Below are 18,444 nucleotides of genomic sequence, written 5' to 3' on the forward strand. Positions count from 1 at the left end.
CTCCACCCGGCCCCGACGAGTCCTGCCATTCCGGCAGAAGGGAAGGTCGGCGGCATTAATGTTTCGGCCATGCAGCGGCTGTCTGGGGTAGATGCGGCGTTCTGGCACGCCGAAACGTCGGGTTGGCATATGCACATCGGGGGACTGTCGATCTTCGACCCCAGCGATGCCCCCGATTACAGCTTTGAGCGGGTGCGCGGTCTCATCGTGGAGCGGCTGCCGTCGATGCCCCAGTTGCGATGGCGGGTCACCGACGTCCCGCTGGGTTTGGACCGACCGTGGTTCGTGGAGGACGAGGAACTCGATCCTGATTTCCACATCCGCCGCATCGGCGTCCCCGCCCCCGGTGGCCGCAAGGAGCTGGAAGAGCTGGTCGGCAGGCTGATGTCGTACAAGCTCGATCGGTCGCGGCCACTGTGGGAGCTCTGGGTCATCGAGGGGGTCGAGGGCGGGCGCGTTGCCACGCTGACCAAGATGCATCACGCCATCGTCGATGGCGTCTCGGGCGCGGGTTTGGGGGAGATTCTGCTCGACATCGCTCCGGAACCGCGACCGGCGCCGGACGACACCGTGGGGTCGTTGGTGGGGCTGGGCCTGCCCAGCCGAGAGCGCATCCTGCTGAGCGCCCTGGTCAACGTGGGTGTCAAGACGCCCTATCGGGTGGTCCGGTTGGTTCAGCAGACGGTTCGCCAGCAGCTGGCGGTTTTCGGCATGGAACGCAAATCCCCCGGATACTTCGAGGCGCCGCACACCCGATTCAATGCGCCGGTGTCACCGCATCGCCGGGTCTCCGGGGCACGCCTCGAATTGGCGCGGGTCAAGGCGCTCAAGGATGCGTTCGGGGTCAAGGTCAACGACGTGGTGTTGGCGATCGTTGCCGGTGCGGTCCGCGACTACTTGGCCAAGCGCGACGAGCTGCCGGATAAGCCGTTGATCGTGCAGATTCCGGTGTCGGTGCGCACCGAGGAAACCGATGGGGTGGTGGGCAATCAGGTCAGTTCGATGACCGTGACCCTGGCGACCGATGTCGATGACCCGGCCGAGCGGATCAGGGCCATCTACGAGGGGACGCAGGGCGCAAAGGAGATGGCGCGGGCGATGTCGGCCCACCAGATCATGGGGTTGACGGACACGACGCCGCCCGGGCTGCTGCAGTTGGCTGCGCGGGCCTACACCGCCAGCGGGCTATCCCGGAATCTGGCGCCCATCAACCTGGTGCTCTCCAACGTCCCGGGGCCGTCGTTCCCGCTATATATGGCCGGCGCCAGACTCGAGTCGTTGATTCCGCTGGGGCCGCCCGTCATGGACGTGGCCCTCAACATCACGTGTTTCTCCTATCTGGAGCATCTGGATTTCGGGTTCGTCACCACGCCTGAGGTCGCGGCCGATATCGACGAGATGGCCGACGGTCTGGAAGCCGCGCTGCGGGAACTGGAGCAGGCCGCCGGAATGTGACGGGCGGTGTCCGGGGTCATTCAGTCGATGATCTCTTCGGCGGCCTCGGGGTCCCGCCAGAACGCGAGTGCGGCCAAGTGCACCACGATCCCGACGACGGGTCCGCCGATCAACGCGATGACCGTCCGTTCCTCCAAATCCAGTGGCAACAGCAACAGCAGCGCCGAGACCACTGTCGCGCCAACCCATCCCGCCGAGTACGCGAGGTGTCGGGCATGCGCCACGGCGGCTGCCCCGGTCAGCGTCAACAGTGCGATCATCACCGCGCCGGCGGTCAGCCAACCCAGGAGTGTGCCGCCCGCCTGATACGCCGGATCGAACACGGTCCGCAGCAGCCAGGGGCCGATGGATGCCGCGAGAGCGATACCGGCGGCTCCGACTCCGACGATGATTGCGGCCGGAGTGATCAGCGCAGTCAGGCGTCGTTCCCGCTCGTCCACGAAGTGGGCGATCAGGTTGCCCTGGAGCGCGGTCAGCGGCACCAACAGGGGTGCGCGAGTCAGCGTGACGGCCAGGATCACCACACCTCCGGTGGTGCCCAGATCGCCTGCTGTCGACTGCAACAGCACGGGAAAACCCATCACCAGCACGGCGCTGGCGGCGGCCGCGGCGATGGAATGCCGAGCGCCACGCAGGAATTCCATGGTGTCGACGAGTGCGGGCACCCTGAGCGCCTCACGGGTCGGCTTCGAGGCGACGGTGAGCAGTAGCCATGACATCGACCCCGCGACGGTCGCCCAGAGATATCCGACCAGCCCGAGGGTGGCCACGAAGGTGACCACGGCGACCACTAAACGGATTCCCGCGTCGGTGACCATGAGAACGCCGTATTGAGTCCAGCGGCTCGAACCGGCCAGCGCGCCCAGGGTGGTCGCGTGCATGCAAAACCCGGCAAGTCCGCCGGCAAGTAATGCCACACTGAGCCAACGGAATTCGGTGAACACGTGCGATGCCCACAGTGGTGCCGTGCCCACGATTCCGACGGCGGACGCGATCGCGAAGGCGAAGGCTATTCTGATCGGCAAGGTGGTGGCCAGCGGTGACCGGTCGCGCTGTGCAAGCGATAGCCGCACCTCGCGCGTAGTCTCCTGTAATAGCCCGTTGGCCGCCCCAGTCACCAAACCGAATGCGCCCCAGAAGACTCCGAACACCGAGAACAAGGCCGGCCCCAGTTCACGTGCCGCCAGGTACAGCACGGTGTAGCCGCAGATTGCACTGACGGCGGTGGCCGCACCGATCCGCGCGACGCTGGAGCGGGTGCTCGGCCCGGCGTCGGTCACTTCCGGTCCAGGGGTGGGAGCTGCTTCTCATAGAGCCACGCGGTCCACAGTGGCCGCAGCGATTCGTCGGAGTAGCCGGCGGCCAGCCCCGTGAAGTCATCGGTGATGACGGTGCTGTGTCGGTATCGAGTGGTCCAGTCCTGCAGTAATGCAAAGAATTTCGTGTCGCCGAGGTGCAATCGCAATGCGTGCAACGTCAATGCTCCGCGTTTGTATACGCGATCGTCGAACATCAATTGTGGGCCTGGATCGGCCAGAACCAGATCCTGAGGTAGGTCCTTCAGCTTCTGGTGGTAGTGGCGGGCGCGCGCGTCTGCCGTTGGTCCTCCAGATTCTTCGGACCACAGCCATTCCGCGTAACAGGCAAATCCTTCGTGCAGCCAGATGTCACGCCACCGGCGGGCGGTGACGCTGTTGCCGAACCACTGGTGCGCCAGCTCGTGTGCCACGAGCCGCTCGGAATGCCGTTCTCCGTCGCAATGGTTGGCGCCGAACACCGAAATGCCCTGTGCCTCCAACGGAATATCGAGATCGTCATCGGTGATGACCACGGTGTATCCGGCGGCGAAGGGGTAGGGGCCGAACTGCTTGATGAACAGCTTCATCATCTGCGGCTGTCGGCCGAAGTCATGTTCGAACCGGTCGCGCAGTCGCGACGGCAGCGCCGCGTTCATCGCGACGGGGTTCTTGGCAAGCTTGACCGTCTGGTAATCACCGATCTGCAGCGTCGCTAGATAGGGCGCCATCGGTTCGGGCTGCTCATACGTCCAGATCGTGTGTGCGGCACGAACCCGTCGTGATATCAACTCCCCGTTGGAGATAACGCAGTAGGGGCTGTCGCTGCTGACGACGAACCGATAGCTCGCCTTGGAGCTGGGGTGATCGTCGCAGGGGAACCAGGAGGCCGCGCCGTTCGGCTGTCCGGCTACCAGCACTCCGTTGGACAGCTCCTCGAATCCGACATCGCCCCACAGGCTGTTGATGGGGCGGGGTGACCCGCCATATCGAATCACGATGGTCATCGCCGCGCCGGCGGGAATGGCGGAGACCAGCTTGACGGTGATCTTTCCGGCGCGGTGCCCGAAATGCGTCGGACGTCGGCCATTCACGGTCACTTTCGAGACGCCGAGAGTGTCGGCCAGGTCGAGGGTGAATTCCTTGAGGGTGGCCAGGGTGACGGCGGTGATCGTCGCGGTTCCGGTCAGCCGGTTGATGGCGACCTTGTATTCCAGGTCCAGTTCGTAACGTGACACCCGGTACCCGTAGTTGCCGTTCTGCGGCAGGTAAGGATCGATGACGGGAGGCCGTGGGGGTAGCCGCTTGGCAGCCTTCTTGCCTGGTTTGGTCATGCGGCCCCGGAATTCTTGCTCGGGGAAGCTTTGCCGCCCTTGGGCTTCTTCGGTGCCATCGGATCCAGCTTGCCCCACGGCGAGATCGGGTTGCCTTGCCACCTGGTTGACGGGGGTACGACATCGCCGCGGACCACCAGGGAGGCGGGACCGACGGTCGCGCCGGCCCCCAGCTCGGCGGCGGGCAGCGCCACGCAGTGTGGTCCGAGGGTGGCGCCCTCACCGAGTACGACGGTGTCCATTCGCATGATCCGGTCGTGGAAGAGATGGGTCTGAACCACGCAGCCGCGGTTCACGGTGGCGCCCTTGCCCAGGGTCACCAGGTCTGCCTCGGGTAGCCAATACGTTTCGCACCACACGCCGCGGCCGATCTTGGCGCCGAGGCCGCGAAGCCACCAGTTCTGCATTATGGTTCCCGATGCGGCGCGTGCGAACCATACGGCGGCAACGGTTTCCACGAAGGTATCGGCGACCTCGTTACGCCAGACAAACGACGACCAGAGGGGCTTCTCGACGGCCTTGGTCCGGCCGACTACGAGCCATTTGGCCACGACGCTGACCACACCGGCCACGGCGCCCGCGATCAACAGCACCACACCGCTCAGCGCGCCGGCCACCCAGAAGTTGAACCGGATGGCCAGTGTCTGCAAGGTCAACAGCACCCCGACGCCGATCCCGAACGTCACGATGATCGGGATGATGCGGCAGGTTTCCACGATCCCGCGCATGATCTTGAGGCGGAACGGGGGCTCGAACGTCAGCGCGGAATCTGCGCCATCGGCCTTGCGACGTAACCGCTTCGGGGGGCTGCCGATCCATGACGACCCCGACTTAGCCTTGTGTGGAGTCGCGGACAGAACCGCGACCAACGCGTCATTGGGCACCTTGCGGCCCGGCTGGGTGATACCCGAGTTCCCGAGGAATGCACGCTTGCCGATGCGGGCCTTGGCGATGTGGATCCAGCCGCCTCCCAGCTCGTAGGACGCGACCATGGTGTCGTCGGCCAGGAAGGCGCCGTCGTCCACTTCGGTGAACTTGGGTACCAGCAGCGCCGTCGAAATCTCGGTGTCCTTACCGATCTTCGCCCCCAGGATGCGCAGCCACCATGGAGTCAGTTGGCTGGCGTAGATGGGGAACAGATAGTTGCGCGCCGCATCCATCAGGCGTTCGGTGGCCCATAGCTGCCATCCCTGCCGGCTGCGGACGGGGTGATAGCCCTCGTGTACGCCGATCGACAACATCCGCACCAGAATCACGGTGATACCGGCGTACACGATCACGCTGACCAGCGCTGCGGCGGGCGTCCAGATGAGCGCGGGCACAACGGCTTCACAGATAGTGACGGCATCCCGGATGCCGTAGGCGACCACGGCCAAACCGGCGGCCAGTGCCAGCAGGGGGAGCCCGCCGAGCAGGATCGATGTCAACCCATAGATCGGAACCCATTGTCCGGCTCTGGGCGGGCGGTAATCAGGCCACGGGTGACGCGCCTTACCGGACTTGACGGCCGGTGAACCCTTCCAGTACTGACCGTTCTTGACTCTGCCCACCACACCGGAAGCCGGTGCGATATCGGCGTTCTTACCGATGACCGCGCCCGGTAGCAGCGTGGTGCGGGCGCCGACGGTGGCGTCGTCGCCGATGACTATGGGGCCGACATGGAACTTGTCGCCGTCGACCCAGTGGCCGGACAGGTCGACCTCCGGTTCGACCGAGCTGCGGTCACCGAGATCCAGCCAGCCCGTCACCGGCGGTGAGGAATGCAGGTCGACACCGTTACCGACTCGTGCACCCAGCGCCCGGGCGTAATAGACCATCCACGGTGCGCCGGAGAGGTTCTCGGCGCCGCTGGCGGTGGCCAGCCGATCGGCGATCCACACCCGCAGATGCACGCTGCCGCCGCGTTCGTAGGTGCCGGGCTTGACACCGGACAACAGCAACCGCGCGCCGATGACGGTGATGCTCATGCGACCCAGGGGAGTGATGAAGAGCAGGAAGGCGGCCAGCACCACCCACCAGTTGACGGTGACCAGCCACGGCACACTGCTGAACGTCGCGAATACATTGTTGGCCAGGGCAAGCCATGTCGCCCACTGCAGACCCGTGAGCGTTGTCAGCGGAACGGTTGCCGCCAACTGCGCCAGCTCGGCCAGCCGCGGCACCGGTTTCACGATTCGTGGTTCGACCTCGGCAGGAGGTGCGAGCTCATCCAGATAGGTGGCCAGCGACCCGAGCCGGGGTTGGTCGTACAGGTTGGCCACGGTCACTTGTGGATAGCGCTGCCGCAGTGCCGCGACCAGTTGTGCGGCGGAGAGTGATCCACCACCGAGCGCGAAGAAGTCGGCTTCGGGCCCGTCGATCGGTGCGGCCAGGATGTCGCGCCACAGTCCCGCGAGCCAGCCCATGGTTCCGCCCAGCTCGGGTGCGTCGTCGTCGGTGCCTGCCCCCGGCGGGGGCCACGGGAGCGCGTTGCGATCAACCTTTCCCGATGTGCGGGTGGGTAGTTCGTCCAGTTTGACCAGCCGTGGCACCAGCGCGGCCGGAAGCGACTCAGCCAGGCTCGCGCGGGCCGCGGCAATATCGAAGTTGGGGTCGGCGCTGGCGATGTAGCCGACCAGCAACGGGGTGCCGCTGGCGGTCTTACGCACCGCGGCCGCACCGCCGCTCACGCCGGGCAGGTTGACCAACGCCGCATCCACTTCGCCGAGTTCGATGCGGCGGCCGCCCACCTTCACCTGGTCGTCGGCGCGACCCTGGAAGTACAGCCCGTCGGCTTCCAGGCGTACCAGGTCGCCGCTTCGGTAGGCCCGTGACCACCCCAAGGTGTCTAGGGGAGCGTATTTTTCGGCATCTTTCTCGGGGTCGAGGTACTTGGCCAGGCCGATGCCACCGATGACCAGCTCGCCGATCTCTCCGTAGCCGACCTGATTGCCGTGGGAGTCCACCACTGCCAGATCCCAACCGGGCAGCGGCAATCCGATGCTGACGGGACTCACCCCATCGAGCCTGGCCGCACACGCCACCACGGTCGCTTCGGTCGGGCCGTAGGTGTTCCATACCTCGCGTGCGGCGCCGTCCTCGCCGGTGGCCAGGCGTTCGGCGAGATCGGGCGGGCAGGCCTCACCGCCGAAGATCAGCAGTCGTACCGCCTCGAGCGCTTCCGCGGGCCACAAGGCGGCCAGGGTGGGCACCGTCGAGACCACGGTGACATCGCGAGACACCAGCCATGGCCCCAGATCCATGCCGCTACGCACCAGTGAGCGTGGTGCCGGAACCAGGCAGGCACCGTAGCGCCAGGCGAGCCACATCTCCTCGCAGGAGGCGTCAAAGGCGACGGAAAGCCCCGCGAGCACCCGGTCATCCGGTCCAATGGGATTGTCCTGCAAGAACATCTGCGCTTCGGCATCGACGAAGGCGGCGGCGTTGCGGTGTGTCACCGCCACGCCCTTCGGGGTGCCGGTGGAACCCGAGGTGAAGATGATCCATGCGTCATCGCGTGGCGTCGGCTTGGCGGCGCGCCAGCCGCGCGAGGAACCCGGGCCGCGAACGAGGCCGTCGGGGGTGATCACGGCGGCGACCTGGGCCTCGCCGAAGACCAGTGCCGCGCGTTCATCGGGATCATCGGCGTCCACCGGAACGTACGCGGCTCCGGCGGCCAGGGTCGCCAGGATGGCGACGTAGAGCGAGTAGCTGCCCGAGGGCATCCGGATGCCGACGCGATCACCGCGCCCGATCCCGCGGGCACCGAGCCATTCGACGCTCGCCTCGACGTCGACGATGAGCTCGGAGTAGGTGAGCTGGATGGTGCCGTCATCGATCGCCGGCGCGTCGGGATTCTCCGCGGCCGTGGCGTACAGGATGTCGATCAGGGTGCGCGCCGGGGCCGCCGACCTACCGAGCAGGTATTGCGCAGGTATCGGGTGCGCCGGACCTTCCGGAGCAGCGGCGTGAGGCGCGTTCTGAGGTGCCGGATCCGGTGCCTCTTGGTGTGCGCGGCTGGTGGGTGACTCGTCGGGGCCGGTCACGCTGCTCCTCGTCATTTCCGCGTTGGTTCTCTGGGCTGGCGGGGTACCGCAGCGAGCCTATCGGTCCGGCTGCGGCTGGGCCCGCTGCCGCGCGGAAGTGGTCCTCCGGGCGGGCGCAGCCCCAGGCAAATGAGTTTGCCACGGTGGGCCGTCGGTCGACCTGTGGGTGCCAGGCGGGGGCGGCTAGGCGGCGCTTCGTCTGGTCTTGTACAGGCTGGCGACCGTGGTGATGAGAAGGGTGACCACGATCACCGCAAGGCTTGCCAGCGTGGGGATCTCGGGTACGTGGACGGGCTCGCCGCCGTTGATGAAGGGCAGTTCGTTCTCATGCAGGGCGTGCAGGATCAGCTTGACGCCGATGAAGAACAAGATGAATGCCAATCCCTGCGATAGGTACACCAGCCGTTTGAGCATGTCGCCAAGCAGGAAGTACAGCTGGCGCAGACCCATGAGCGCGAACACATTGGCGGTGAACACGAGGTAGGGCTCTTTGGTGAGTCCGTAGATGGCGGGGATCGAGTCGAGCGCGAAGAGCAGGTCGGTGGTGCCGAGGGCGACGATCACCAGGAACATCGGCGTGATGAGTCTGGCGCCGTTATCCCGGACCCACAGCCGCAGGCCGTCCCACGTGTCGGTGGTGCGCAGGTGCTTTCGGGCGAACTTCACCACGGCGTTGTCGGCGTCGTCGTCATGTTCGGTGTCGCGCGCCAGGTTGATGGCGGTGTACACCAGGAACGCACCGAAAAGGTAGAAGATCCACGAGAACTGGTTGATGGCCACCGCGCCCAGGGCGATGAAGATGCCGCGGAAGATGAGCGCCAGGATGATGCCTATCAGCAGGGCTTCCTGTTGATAGATCCTGGGCACTTTGAAGCTGGCCATGATGATCAGGAATATGAACAGGTTGTCCACCGACAGGCTGTATTCGGTGAGCCAGCCCGCGTAGAACTCGAGCCCGTACTGGCTGCCATGGAAGAACCACACCCAGAGCCCGAAGGCCACCGCGAGGCCCACGTAGATGCTGAGTGCGGTGGCGGTTTCACGTACCGAGGGTTCGTGGGGCCGCCTGCCGATCACGACGATGTCGACGATCAGGATTGCGACCGTCACGGTCAGGGTGATGATCCATTCGAGCTGGGACACCTGCATTGAATAACCTCCGGTCGCCAAAACGCCGGAGGTCTCTTCCGCCGGCAGATGACCGGCCCGCGGCACCGACCGGACCGACAACGGCCGATGTGATGACGACACCGCAGCGAAGGAATACTCCCCTCCGCCCGCCAGTCTGCCTTATGACGCGGTGATCGGGAAATCGGGATTGAAATCACCCTGCGCAATGCGCTTGACGGTGGTCATGATCCACGTGCAGACTGCGCACAGGTCATGAGAACCAGCGATAAGCCCTGGCTAGCTGGTCGGCAACCCTCCTCCACGCTGTTGGTCTTCGCGCCAGCGGCTCATCCACGGCGGGGTGCTCCAGGTGACGACCTGGCCGTGCTCAACCGGGCGCGGCAAGCGTGGACTCGCCGGGCGGGTCCGGTGAGATGGGATGTCACATGTCAGTGTCCGAGCAACCGACCGCACGCGTTGTCGGGGCCGATACCAAAGTTCCTCTGGCCCAGGGTGGCTGGATCAGGTATGCCAACTTCGACTACGCGGCCAGTGCGCCCGCGCTCTGCGACGTCGCCGACCGGGTGACCGAGCTGCTGCCGTACTACGCCAGCGTGCACCGGGGGGCCGGTTACGCCTCGCGCGTGTGCACCAGGCTCTACGAGGGAGCTCGGGAGACTGTCGCGCGCTTCGTCGGTGCCGCCGAGGGCCACCAGGTGATCTTCACCCGCAACACCACCGACTCGCTCAATCTGTTGGCCGCCGCGGTGCCGGGCGAGGTGGTCGTCCTCGATATCGAGCACCATGCAAACCTGTTGACTTGGCAGCGGTACGGCGCCCGGGTGGTGGAGCATCGAGCCACCGTGGCCGATACCGTCACGGCGCTGGACGAGGAACTGCAGCGTCGGCCTGCGGCGCTGCTGGCCGTAACCGGCGCCTCGAATGTCACCGGTGAGGTGTTGCCGCTGGCCGAGCTTGCGACCGTGGCACACCGGCGCGGGGCGAGGATCGCGGTGGACGGCGCACAATTGGCTCCCCACCGTCGAATCGATCTGGCGGGGAACGGAATCGACTACCTCGCGTTCTCTGGACATAAGCTGTACGCCCCATTCGGTGCCGGAGTTCTTGTCGGACAAGCCGACTGGCTTGATGCCGCGAGGCCTTATCTCGCCGGCGGCGGAGCCGTTCGCGATGTGAGTGTCGACGGGGCGGAATGGTTCACCGGGCCGCAGCGGCATGAGGCCGGTACCCCCAACGTCGTCGGGGTGGCGGCTGTGGCCGCGGCCTGCGAGGCATTGGCCATTCTCGGCGAGGCGAGTCTGGTCGAGAATGCCCTCACCGCGCAGCTGCGCGACGGGCTGGATGCGATCGAAGGTGTTGACACTCTGAGCATCTGGGACAGCGGGCGAGATGTCCTGGGCATCGTGTCCTTTACGGTCGCCGGATATACGCCGTCGGTTGTGGCCGCCTATCTTTCTGCCGAACACGGCATCGGGCTGCGTGACGGCAGATTTTGCGCGCATCCGCTCCTGGCCAGGCTGGGTGCGCCGGGTGGGGCGCTGCGCGCGAGCATCGGCTTGGGAACCACCCCGGGCGACATCACGCGCCTTCTGGACGCGATCGGTGAGCTCGTCGACAGGGGGCCGGCCCTGACGTACACCGAGCGCGACGGTCAGGTGGGCCCGGTGGACGATCCGCGACCGTTCCCGGATTTCTTGGCGGCCTGATCCCCGACACAGTATTCGTAACTCTAAATACGTGATACTTTCAGTTCGACACATAATGGGTCGGACTGACAAGGACGTCGAATGACTAGTGCGCGTGTGCGGGGTAAAGAGGTCAACGGGCTGGAGCGGGGTGTTCCCGAGCATGAGGTCGTGATCATCGGCGCCGGCTTCGGCGGTATCGGAGCCGGAGTGGAGCTCACCAAAAGGGGAGTCCACGATTTCGTGATCCTCGAGAAGTGGGGAGCTGCCGGCGGCACCTGGCACGCCAACAAGTACCCGGGCGTGGCCGTCGACATCCCCACCTTCATCTACAGCTTCTCCTACGATCAGAAGACCACCTGGTCGAAGTTCTTCACGCCCGGCGATGAGCTCGAGCAATATGCCAACGAACTCGTCGACAAGCATCAACTGCGCAGTAGAATTCGGTTCAACACGCGGGTGGTCCGTCAGGAATTCGATGAGGCGCACAACATATGGGTGCTGACTCTGGACGACGACAGCGTCATCACGGGACGGCATGTGATTGCCGCGACCGGAGGCCTTGAGCAGCCCAAGCTTCCCGAGATAGACGGGATCGATTCCTATCAGGGTGTGCTGATGCATACCGCATTGTGGGACAAGGATATTCAGCTCGCCGGAAAGCGGGTGGCCGTCATCGGAACCGGCGCCACCTCGCTGCAGCTGGTTCCGGAGATCGCTCCGGAAGTCGGCCATCTCAGTGTCTTTCAGCGCACGCCCATCTACGTGGGCCCCAAGCCTGACTGGAAGTACAACGGGTTCTGGCGGACGCTGTTCGGGATTCCTGGCGTGGCCAAGGGTATTCGGCACGCCATCAACCTCAGTACCGCATACATCCCGGATGCTGTCTTCAAGCTCGACTCCAAATACGTCGAATCCGCCTCGATGGCCATGGCCAATAGAATTCGGGCCTGGATGCGAACTCAGGTCGATGATCCGGTGACCCGGGAGAAGCTACTGCCCTACTACGGATTTGGTTGTAAACGACCGTCGTTCTCCAACACCTATCTCAAGACGTTCAATCGTCCCAATGTCGATCTGGTGACCGAACCGATCCAGCGCATCACCGAGAAAGGGTTGTTGACCGCGGACGGGGTCGAGCGCGAGGTGGATGTGCTGATCTGCGCCACCGGATTCGCGATCTGGGATCACATGCCCGCCTTCCCGACCGCGGGCCGGCGCGGCAAGGACCTGAAGCAGTTCTTCCAGGAGAATCGTTACCAGGCATATCAAGGGGTCTCGATCCCCGATTATCCCAACTTCTTTCTGGTCCTCGGGCCCTATGGATATGTCTTCGGGCCGTATCACATGCTGATCGAGTCGACCACCGCGCACGCCGCCCGCGTCATCGCGGAAACCAAGAAGCGTGGGGCCACCACCGCCGAGGTCAAGCCGCAGGTGCATGAGGCGTACTTCCATAAGATGCATGAGCGCAACAAGAATCACCTCTGGCTCTCGCCGGCGTGCTCGACGGCCAACACGTACTACATCGACAATCACGGCGATTCACCCTTCCGCCCAGGTGGTTTCGGCGAGATGTACTTCCACAACAAGTATTTCCGGTTGGACAACTACCGCTATGGCACCGAGACGATCGCGCCCGTCGTGAAGGCCGCGTCCAGGCGTAAGCTCAACAAGGAGGTCGTGGGATGAGGTTGCTTCCGGCACGCAAACCAGAACTTGTCGTGGTGACCGGTGCGGGCAGCGGTATCGGGCGCGCCATCGCCATCCAATTCGCCAAGGGCGGTGCGGAGGTGGTGGCTTCCGATCTGGATCTGACGACCGCACAGGAGACCGCGGAGATCATTCACCGGAAGGGGCATCGGGCCGTTGCCTTCCAGCTCGACGTCACCGATCCGGCGGCGTGGGAGCGATTCGCCGAACAGGTTCGGGCGGAGTACGGCGTTCCCGACGTGCTGGTGAACAACGCGGGCATCATGGTCGGCGGTCGCTTCTTCGACTTGGAGCAGGAACACTGGGAAAAACAGTTCCGGGTCAACGTCTTCGGGGTCGCCTACGGTGGCCGTGTCTTCGGCAAGCAGATGGCCGAGCGTGGCCGCGGTGGCCAGATCGTCAACATCGCCTCGGCAGGAGCTATCACCCCGACACCGGTCTTTCCTGCATATTCCGCGTCCAAGGCGGCAGTGAAGATGCTGAGCGAATGCATGCGGATGGAGCTGGGCCCCAAGGGAATAGGTGTTTCTGCGGTGTGCCCGGGCTTCATCAACACCAACATCGGGGTGAACGCCACCGTCGCGGGTCTGGATGTTCGCGACGACGTGCGCGAGCGCGCGAACAACATGATGAGGGCCTTCCAGTCGTCGGCTCCGATGCGTGTTCTGGACCAGTTGATCGGTCCTCCGCAAGTGGCGCGGGCGACGGTGCGCGCGGCGCGCTTCAACTTCGCGGTGGCGCCGGTGCGCCCCGAGGCGTGGCTGGGCTACTTCTTGAGTCGGCTCCTGCCCGGTCTCAACCGACACTTCATGTATCCGATCCCGTACTGGCTCGGACTGGATATCGACACGCTCATGCCCAGGGTGCAACGCGTCATCGACAATCTGACGGAGCGCACCCCGACGCCATCGGCAACCGAGCAGTCGCCGGTGTGACCGGGGACTGATCCGCTCACCGGGAATTGAACAATGGCCCTGGCCGGTACGCGTGGGTACGGTGGCGTTTGTGGCGACACAACATCAAACGTTCCGGGTCTTCACCGACAATGCCGACGGATGGCATGAGCTGACCAACGGAACGGGTGTCACGGCGAGGGTGAACGCCCCCGACCTGAAGCAGGCACAGCGGGCCCGGCATTCGCTGCGGAACTCCCGCAAGGAGGCACCCGCAGTCATCCTCGATGTATACGTGCATATCGAGGCCGATTCACGATCGGCCCGCAAGCACTTCGCGAGCCTGAGGGTTCCGGCAGCGGTCTCGTATGCGGGCACTCCCGAGGGGCTGGCGGGCCTGATCGCCGATATCTACCTGGCCGGTGTGGCCGACGGGGTGACTCTCATTCCGGCATCGCCCACCACGGACATCGATTGTGCCGTGCGCCGTGTGTTCGCGTTGCTGCCGCAACGTATCCCGCTGGCGGCCTGAGCGGCGATCACCAGTTGTCGTAGCCGCCCTCGGGGCCGAGCATCCGTTCAAGCCGGGTGCGGTTGATCTTCGCGAGTTCGTTGCGGGTCACCTTGCGTTCGGTGTCCACGTCATGGTGCATCCGGTCGGCGATCGCCCGTAGCACGGAGGCGCCGTCCTGGCCGCACATGTGCATGACGAAGCGATGACCGAAGTGGTGCTCGTATCGATGGGCGGCGGCTCGCAATGCAGCCATCATGCCGGGTGTCTCGTCGCGGATCGCGCATTGTTCGGCGGTAGAACGGGCACTTCCCGGCCGTTTGCCCAACGGAAGATAGGCGATCAGCACCTCGTCCAGCGACTCCTCGGACAGGGCGAACAGTTCGTTGTCGGCGCATCGAAACAGGGCATCGTGGTCGGCGAACGGCCGCGCCGCGGCGATCTTGCGGGCCCAGGTCACGCTGCCGCCGCACTCGTACAGCGCGTGGACCGCTTTGGTGTCGGGCATCTCGTTGAACGTGTCGCGGCCGATGCCCTGATGCATCAACATAAGACCATGATTCGACGGGTGGGCGCGGTTCGCTAGAGGGGGACCGTTGATTTTGCAGGAGCTTAACGCGACGTAACATTGCGCCCAGTAACACCGGGGAAGGAGTGGGGGACAGTGACGGATCCGGCCTGGCAGGAGTACCCGCAGGAGCCATGGCCGCCTGGCGAGGCGGTTCCCTATCCCGAGGATCCGAAGCCGCCGAAATGGCCCTGGATAGTCGCCGGCGTGAGTGTGCTCGCAGTGCTGGCGATCGCCTTGGCCTCGATCTGGGTCATCACCCGCCGAACCGAGATAGCGGCCCCCACAACGGTCACCGTCACCCCGTCCACAACGTGGACCGGCCCCAACGATGTCCCGCTGCCTTCGATCACGACGACCGAGCCGCCACCGCCATCACCGCCCCCGCCCAACCCCAGCACGGGCATGGAGACCACGCCCACGACCACCGAGGCGCCGCCCGTACCGACCACCACCGAGGCGCCGAAGCCGGTACCCACGACGGGTCAGGGGCCCGGGGGTTCCGGGAACGGCGGCAAGAGCGTTACCTACAGCGTGGGTGGTCAAGGCGGCGGGGTCAATGTCGCCTATATGACGGACAACGACTACGTACGGGTGTCGAATATCTCGCAGCCGTGGGCGGTCTCGGTGACGGTCACACGTCGGGACGTTCCGCTGACCATGAATGTCACCATGGTCGGCGAGGGCACCATCAGCTGCTCCATCAGCGTCGACGGAGTGACTGTCGCCCAAAGCAGCACCGACGTGTTCGCCGTCGTGTGCCAGGCGCCTATGCCGGGCTAGTGGCCCTGGGTCTTGAGGCGTTCGAACGACGCGAGCACCTCGGCCTCGGCCTCGGCGCGGCCCACCCAATCGGCAGCCTCGACGAACTTGCCGGGCTCAAGGTCCTTGTAGTGCACGAAGAAGTGCTTGATGGAGTCCAGCTCGAAGCTCGACACATCCCCGATGTCTTGAATGTGGTCCCAGCGCGGGTCGCCCGCGGGTACGCACAGCACCTTGTCGTCGCCACCACCGTCGTCGACCATCTTGAACATGCCGACGGGCCGCGCCTCGACGATCACGCCGGGGAAGACCGACTCCGGCAACAGCACCAGCGCGTCCAGCGGATCGCCGTCTTCACCCAGGGTGTTCTCGATGAATCCGTAGTCGGTGGGGTAGGCCATCGGTGTGTAGAGGTAGCGGTCCAGGCGCACGCGGCCGGTCTCGTGATCGACCTCGTACTTGTTGCGCTGGCCCTTGGGGATCTCGATGGTGACGTCGAACTCCACACCCGCTCCTTGAATGTCGGTGGTACTGGCCTTGTCGGTCTGTCGGATGGTCTGCGGTGTAAGCGCTCATCCAGCGCGCACCAGGATAGCGATACCCTGCAGAGCATGGTCACCGCCAGGGCACTAGATCCGCGTCGCTGGCGGCGCTCTACCCACACCCTGCTCGCCATCGCCGTGGTGTTGGCGATTGCCGCGTTGGTGCTCCTGGCTTCGCTGACCACGGGCGCATCCAGCTCTCGCCAGCCGCAGGACACCGATCCACAACCGGCGCTCGTCACGCCCACGCCCGGCATCGTGCCGGTTTCCGATTCCGCGCCGGTACCTACGGCGGACGGTTTGTCACAGGCGCTGGACAAGGCGCTGACCGATCCGGCCCTGGGCATGTTCACCGGCCGAGTCACCGATGCGCTGACCGGCCGCGAGCTGTGGCAGCAGGGCTCCAACGTGCCGATGGTGCCCGCATCCACCAACAAGGTGCTGACTGCCGCGGCGGCGCTGCTGACCCTCGACCGCGATGCAAAGCTCACCACGTCGGTGGTGGCCGATACCGCGGGACAACGGGGATTGGTGACGTTGGTGGGTGGCGGAGACCCGATCCTCAGTGCCGCACCGGCGGACACCGATACCTGGTACCGCGACGCCGCCCGGATCAGCGACCTGGCCGACCAGGTGCGCAAGTCGGGGGTCACCGTCACGTCGATCACGGTGGACATCAGCAGGTTCGGTGGACCTTCGATGGCGCCGGGTTGGGACCCCGCCGATATCGACGGCGGCGATGTCGCACCCATCGAGGCCGTGATGCTCGACGCCGGGCGCACCCAGCCGACCGACTACGACTCTCGTCGTTCCACCACCCCGGCGTTGGATGCCGGCCGGGCGCTTGCCAAGGCGCTCGGCGTCGACCCCGACATGGTCCGATTGGATGCTGCGCCGCCGTCGGCGAAATCGATTGCCTCCGTTCAATCGGCACCGTTGATGGAGCGGCTGCGGGAGATGATGAACGCCTCCGACAATGTGATGGCGGAAACCATCGGTCGCGAGGTGGCACTGGCGTCGGGCCGTTCGCAGACCTTCTCCGGAACTGTCGATGCGGTTACAAGCCAATTGCGCAGCGCTGGAATCGATCTCACGAGCCTCACGTTGCGTGACTCCAGCGGGCTGTCGGTGGACGACAGGGTGACCGCACGCACTCTCGACGAGGTCATCGGAGCCGCCGCCGGGCCCGATCAGCCGAAGCTGCGGCCGCTGCTGGATGTGTTGCCCATCGCCGGCGGCAGTGGCACGTTGTCGGAACGCTTTATCCTGCAAAATCAGGCCGCGGCGGGTTGGTTGCGTGCCAAGACGGGATCGCTGACCGGCGTGAACACACTGGCCGGTGTGGTCACCGACGTCGGCGGGCGGGTACTGACCTTCGCGCTGATGCAAAACCAGGCCACTGCCCCGACGGCACGCAACGCGGTGGACAACACGGCTGCTGTGCTGCGGTCTTGCGGATGTAGCTGATGGCCGGGTCGGGCGACGAGCGTCCCGAATTGACTGTTGGCCGAATGGTCAACTGGGAGTTCGCCGCGACCGTAGGCGCCAAGTTGGCGCGGCCCGCGTCACCCACGACCGAATACACGCGTCAGCAGGCTATCGCCGAGCTCTCGGACGCATCGCGGCGGGCGGAGACACCGGTGCGCGAGCTGACCGGTCTCGCGGACGGACTGATGGTGCCGGAGGCGCGGATCATCGACCGTCCCAGCTGGATTGCGGCGGCCGCGGAATCCATGCGCCTGATGGCCGGTGGTGGCGACGGGGCCCCCGGGTTCCTGTCGGGTCGTGTCACCGGAGCGCAAACGGGTGCGGTGCTGGCATTCGTTTCCTCCGGCATCCTCGGGCAGTATGACCCGTTCACCGAGGACGGCGCCGGTGCACTACTGCTGGTGTATCCGAACGTCATTGCGGTGGAACGGCAACTTCGCGTGGTCCCCAGCGATTTCCGTATGTGGGTGTGTCTGCACGAGGTCACGCACCGCGTGCAGTTCTCTGCCAACCCGTGGCTGGCCGGTTACATGTCGGGCACCTTGGCGACCCTCGCGCACGAGCAAGAAGAGGATGTGGCCGGTATGCTCGGCAGGCTCGCCGAGTTCGTCCGCTCGCCGAAGGGTCAGGGTGAGAACGGAATCGTGGATCTGCTGCGCGCCATGCAGTCTGAGAGCGGCAGGGACGCGCTGGATCGTCTGTTGGTGCTGGGCACGCTTCTGGAAGGGCATGCCGACCACGTCATGGACGCGGTGGGCCCGGCCGTTGTCCCGTCGGTGTCGTCCATCAGATCCAGGTTCGAGGCGCGGCGCTCGCGCAAGCAGCCGCCGTTGCAGCGGATCATCCGTGCGCTCATCGGCATGGATGCCAAGATGCAGCAGTACACCCGTGGGAAGAGATTTGTGGACCACGTGGTGGGAAAGGTGGGGATGGCGCGGTTCAACACCATCTGGCGCGATGCGGAAACCTTGCCCAAGCCTGTCGAGATCGAGAGCCCGGACCGGTGGATCGACCGAGTTCTCTAGCACTGCGCGGCGCCGTC

Annotated in this window: 14 protein-coding genes and 1 riboswitch; of the genes, 8 read left to right on the forward strand and 6 right to left on the reverse strand. The window is 65.2% G+C overall.

The window, feature by feature from the left end:
- Positions 1 to 69: 69 nt before the first annotated feature.
- Positions 70 to 1,455, forward strand: a complete 1,386-nt coding sequence (locus MYCSP_RS02145) for a WS/DGAT/MGAT family O-acyltransferase (RefSeq protein WP_088413105.1) — start codon at positions 70 to 72, stop codon at positions 1,453 to 1,455.
- Positions 1,456 to 1,475: 20 nt separating this feature from the next.
- On the opposite strand, the gene MYCSP_RS02150 is transcribed toward MYCSP_RS02145, so the two are convergent.
- The 4 genes from MYCSP_RS02150 to MYCSP_RS02165 all read right to left on the reverse strand — a co-directional run bounded on the left by MYCSP_RS02150 (position 1,476) and on the right by MYCSP_RS02165 (position 9,258).
- Entirely contained in the window at positions 1,476 to 2,735 is a 1,260-nt protein-coding gene (locus tag MYCSP_RS02150) for a polysaccharide biosynthesis protein (RefSeq protein ID WP_088413106.1), read from the reverse strand.
- The gene (locus tag MYCSP_RS02155) at positions 2,732 to 4,084 is read right to left on the reverse strand and encodes a M1 family metallopeptidase (RefSeq protein ID WP_083017410.1); all 1,353 of its coding nucleotides are present in this window, start codon (positions 4,082 to 4,084) and stop codon (positions 2,732 to 2,734) included. The genes MYCSP_RS02150 and MYCSP_RS02155 overlap by 4 nt, the downstream gene beginning before the upstream one ends.
- A complete protein-coding gene (locus MYCSP_RS02160) occupies positions 4,081 to 8,109 on the reverse strand; it encodes a Pls/PosA family non-ribosomal peptide synthetase (RefSeq protein ID WP_088413107.1) in 4,029 nt (1,342 codons plus the stop codon). The genes MYCSP_RS02155 and MYCSP_RS02160 overlap by 4 nt, the downstream gene beginning before the upstream one ends.
- Positions 8,110 to 8,292: 183 nt before the next feature.
- A complete protein-coding gene (locus tag MYCSP_RS02165) occupies positions 8,293 to 9,258 on the reverse strand; it encodes a TerC family protein (protein ID WP_083017480.1) in 966 nt (321 codons plus the stop codon).
- Between the two features lie 230 nt (positions 9,259 to 9,488).
- Positions 9,489 to 9,633, forward strand: a riboswitch (SAM riboswitch).
- Between the two features lie 32 nt (positions 9,634 to 9,665).
- On the opposite strand from MYCSP_RS02165, the gene MYCSP_RS02170 reads away from it, so the two are divergent.
- From MYCSP_RS02170 to MYCSP_RS02185, 4 genes are all read left to right on the forward strand, one after another.
- Entirely contained in the window at positions 9,666 to 10,946 is a 1,281-nt protein-coding gene (locus MYCSP_RS02170) for an aminotransferase class V-fold PLP-dependent enzyme (RefSeq protein WP_088415385.1), read from the forward strand.
- 81 nt (positions 10,947 to 11,027) lie between these two features.
- Entirely contained in the window at positions 11,028 to 12,617 is a 1,590-nt protein-coding gene (locus MYCSP_RS02175) for a flavin-containing monooxygenase (protein WP_088413108.1), read from the forward strand.
- Positions 12,614 to 13,573, forward strand: coding sequence for an SDR family NAD(P)-dependent oxidoreductase (locus MYCSP_RS02180; protein ID WP_070912405.1), 960 nt, complete (start codon positions 12,614 to 12,616; stop codon positions 13,571 to 13,573). Before MYCSP_RS02175 ends, MYCSP_RS02180 begins: the two co-directional genes overlap by 4 nt.
- 52 nt (positions 13,574 to 13,625) lie before the next feature.
- Positions 13,626 to 14,063 (forward strand): hypothetical protein, encoded by a 438-nt coding sequence (locus MYCSP_RS02185; protein ID WP_209435425.1) that lies wholly within the window; start codon positions 13,626 to 13,628, stop codon positions 14,061 to 14,063.
- Between the two features lie 7 nt (positions 14,064 to 14,070).
- Here MYCSP_RS02185 and MYCSP_RS02190 read toward each other — a convergent pair whose 3' ends face one another.
- Positions 14,071 to 14,592: a 2-oxo-4-hydroxy-4-carboxy-5-ureidoimidazoline decarboxylase gene (locus MYCSP_RS02190; protein ID WP_070912406.1), complete on the reverse strand. Its 522-nt coding sequence runs from the start codon at positions 14,590 to 14,592 to the stop codon at positions 14,071 to 14,073.
- Positions 14,593 to 14,706: 114 nt separating this feature from the next.
- Here MYCSP_RS02190 and MYCSP_RS02195 point away from each other — a divergent pair, with 114 nt between their 5' ends.
- On the forward strand, positions 14,707 to 15,393 hold the full coding sequence (locus MYCSP_RS02195) for an MmpS family transport accessory protein (protein ID WP_083017416.1): 687 nt from the start codon (positions 14,707 to 14,709) through the stop codon (positions 15,391 to 15,393).
- Here the strand turns inward: MYCSP_RS02195 and MYCSP_RS02200 are convergent.
- A complete protein-coding gene (locus MYCSP_RS02200; RefSeq protein WP_070912408.1) occupies positions 15,390 to 15,878 on the reverse strand; it encodes an inorganic diphosphatase in 489 nt (162 codons plus the stop codon). The genes MYCSP_RS02195 and MYCSP_RS02200 overlap by 4 nt on opposite strands.
- A 105-nt stretch (positions 15,879 to 15,983) precedes the next feature.
- On the opposite strand from MYCSP_RS02200, the gene dacB reads away from it, so the two are divergent.
- Both dacB and MYCSP_RS02210 read left to right on the forward strand, forming a co-directional pair.
- Complete coding sequence (gene dacB / locus MYCSP_RS02205) at positions 15,984 to 17,381, forward strand: D-alanyl-D-alanine carboxypeptidase/D-alanyl-D-alanine endopeptidase (RefSeq protein ID WP_088413109.1); 1,398 nt, start codon at positions 15,984 to 15,986, stop codon at positions 17,379 to 17,381.
- Between the two features lie 44 nt (positions 17,382 to 17,425).
- Positions 17,426 to 18,427 carry a zinc-dependent metalloprotease gene (locus MYCSP_RS02210; protein WP_235629543.1) on the forward strand — a complete coding sequence of 334 codons (1,002 nt, stop codon included), beginning with the start codon at positions 17,426 to 17,428 and terminating at the stop codon, positions 18,425 to 18,427.
- Positions 18,428 to 18,444: the final 17 nt, after the last annotated feature.

It is taken from the genome of Mycobacteroides saopaulense (assembly GCF_001456355.1).
Classification (GTDB): domain Bacteria; phylum Actinomycetota; class Actinomycetes; order Mycobacteriales; family Mycobacteriaceae; genus Mycobacterium; species Mycobacterium saopaulense.

Bases quoted from the DNA above. Each gene is read 5' to 3' on its own strand.
- MYCSP_RS02165 (WP_083017480.1), bottom strand. From the start codon at position 9,258: ATGCAGGTGTCCCAGCTCGAATGGATCATCACCCTGACCGTGACGGTC.
- MYCSP_RS02175 (WP_088413108.1), top strand. From the start codon at position 11,028: ATGACTAGTGCGCGTGTGCGGGGTAAAGAGGTCAACGGGCTGGAGCGG.
- MYCSP_RS02155 (WP_083017410.1), bottom strand. From the start codon at position 4,084: ATGACCAAACCAGGCAAGAAGGCTGCCAAGCGGCTACCCCCACGGCCT.
- MYCSP_RS02180 (WP_070912405.1), top strand. From the start codon at position 12,614: ATGAGGTTGCTTCCGGCACGCAAACCAGAACTTGTCGTGGTGACCGGT.
- MYCSP_RS02210 (WP_235629543.1), top strand. From the start codon at position 17,426: ATGGTCAACTGGGAGTTCGCCGCGACCGTAGGCGCCAAGTTGGCGCGG.
- dacB (WP_088413109.1), top strand. From the start codon at position 15,984: ATGGTCACCGCCAGGGCACTAGATCCGCGTCGCTGGCGGCGCTCTACC.
- MYCSP_RS02170 (WP_088415385.1), top strand. From the start codon at position 9,666: ATGTCAGTGTCCGAGCAACCGACCGCACGCGTTGTCGGGGCCGATACC.
- MYCSP_RS02145 (WP_088413105.1), top strand. From the start codon at position 70: ATGCAGCGGCTGTCTGGGGTAGATGCGGCGTTCTGGCACGCCGAAACG.
- MYCSP_RS02190 (WP_070912406.1), bottom strand. From the start codon at position 14,592: ATGTTGATGCATCAGGGCATCGGCCGCGACACGTTCAACGAGATGCCC.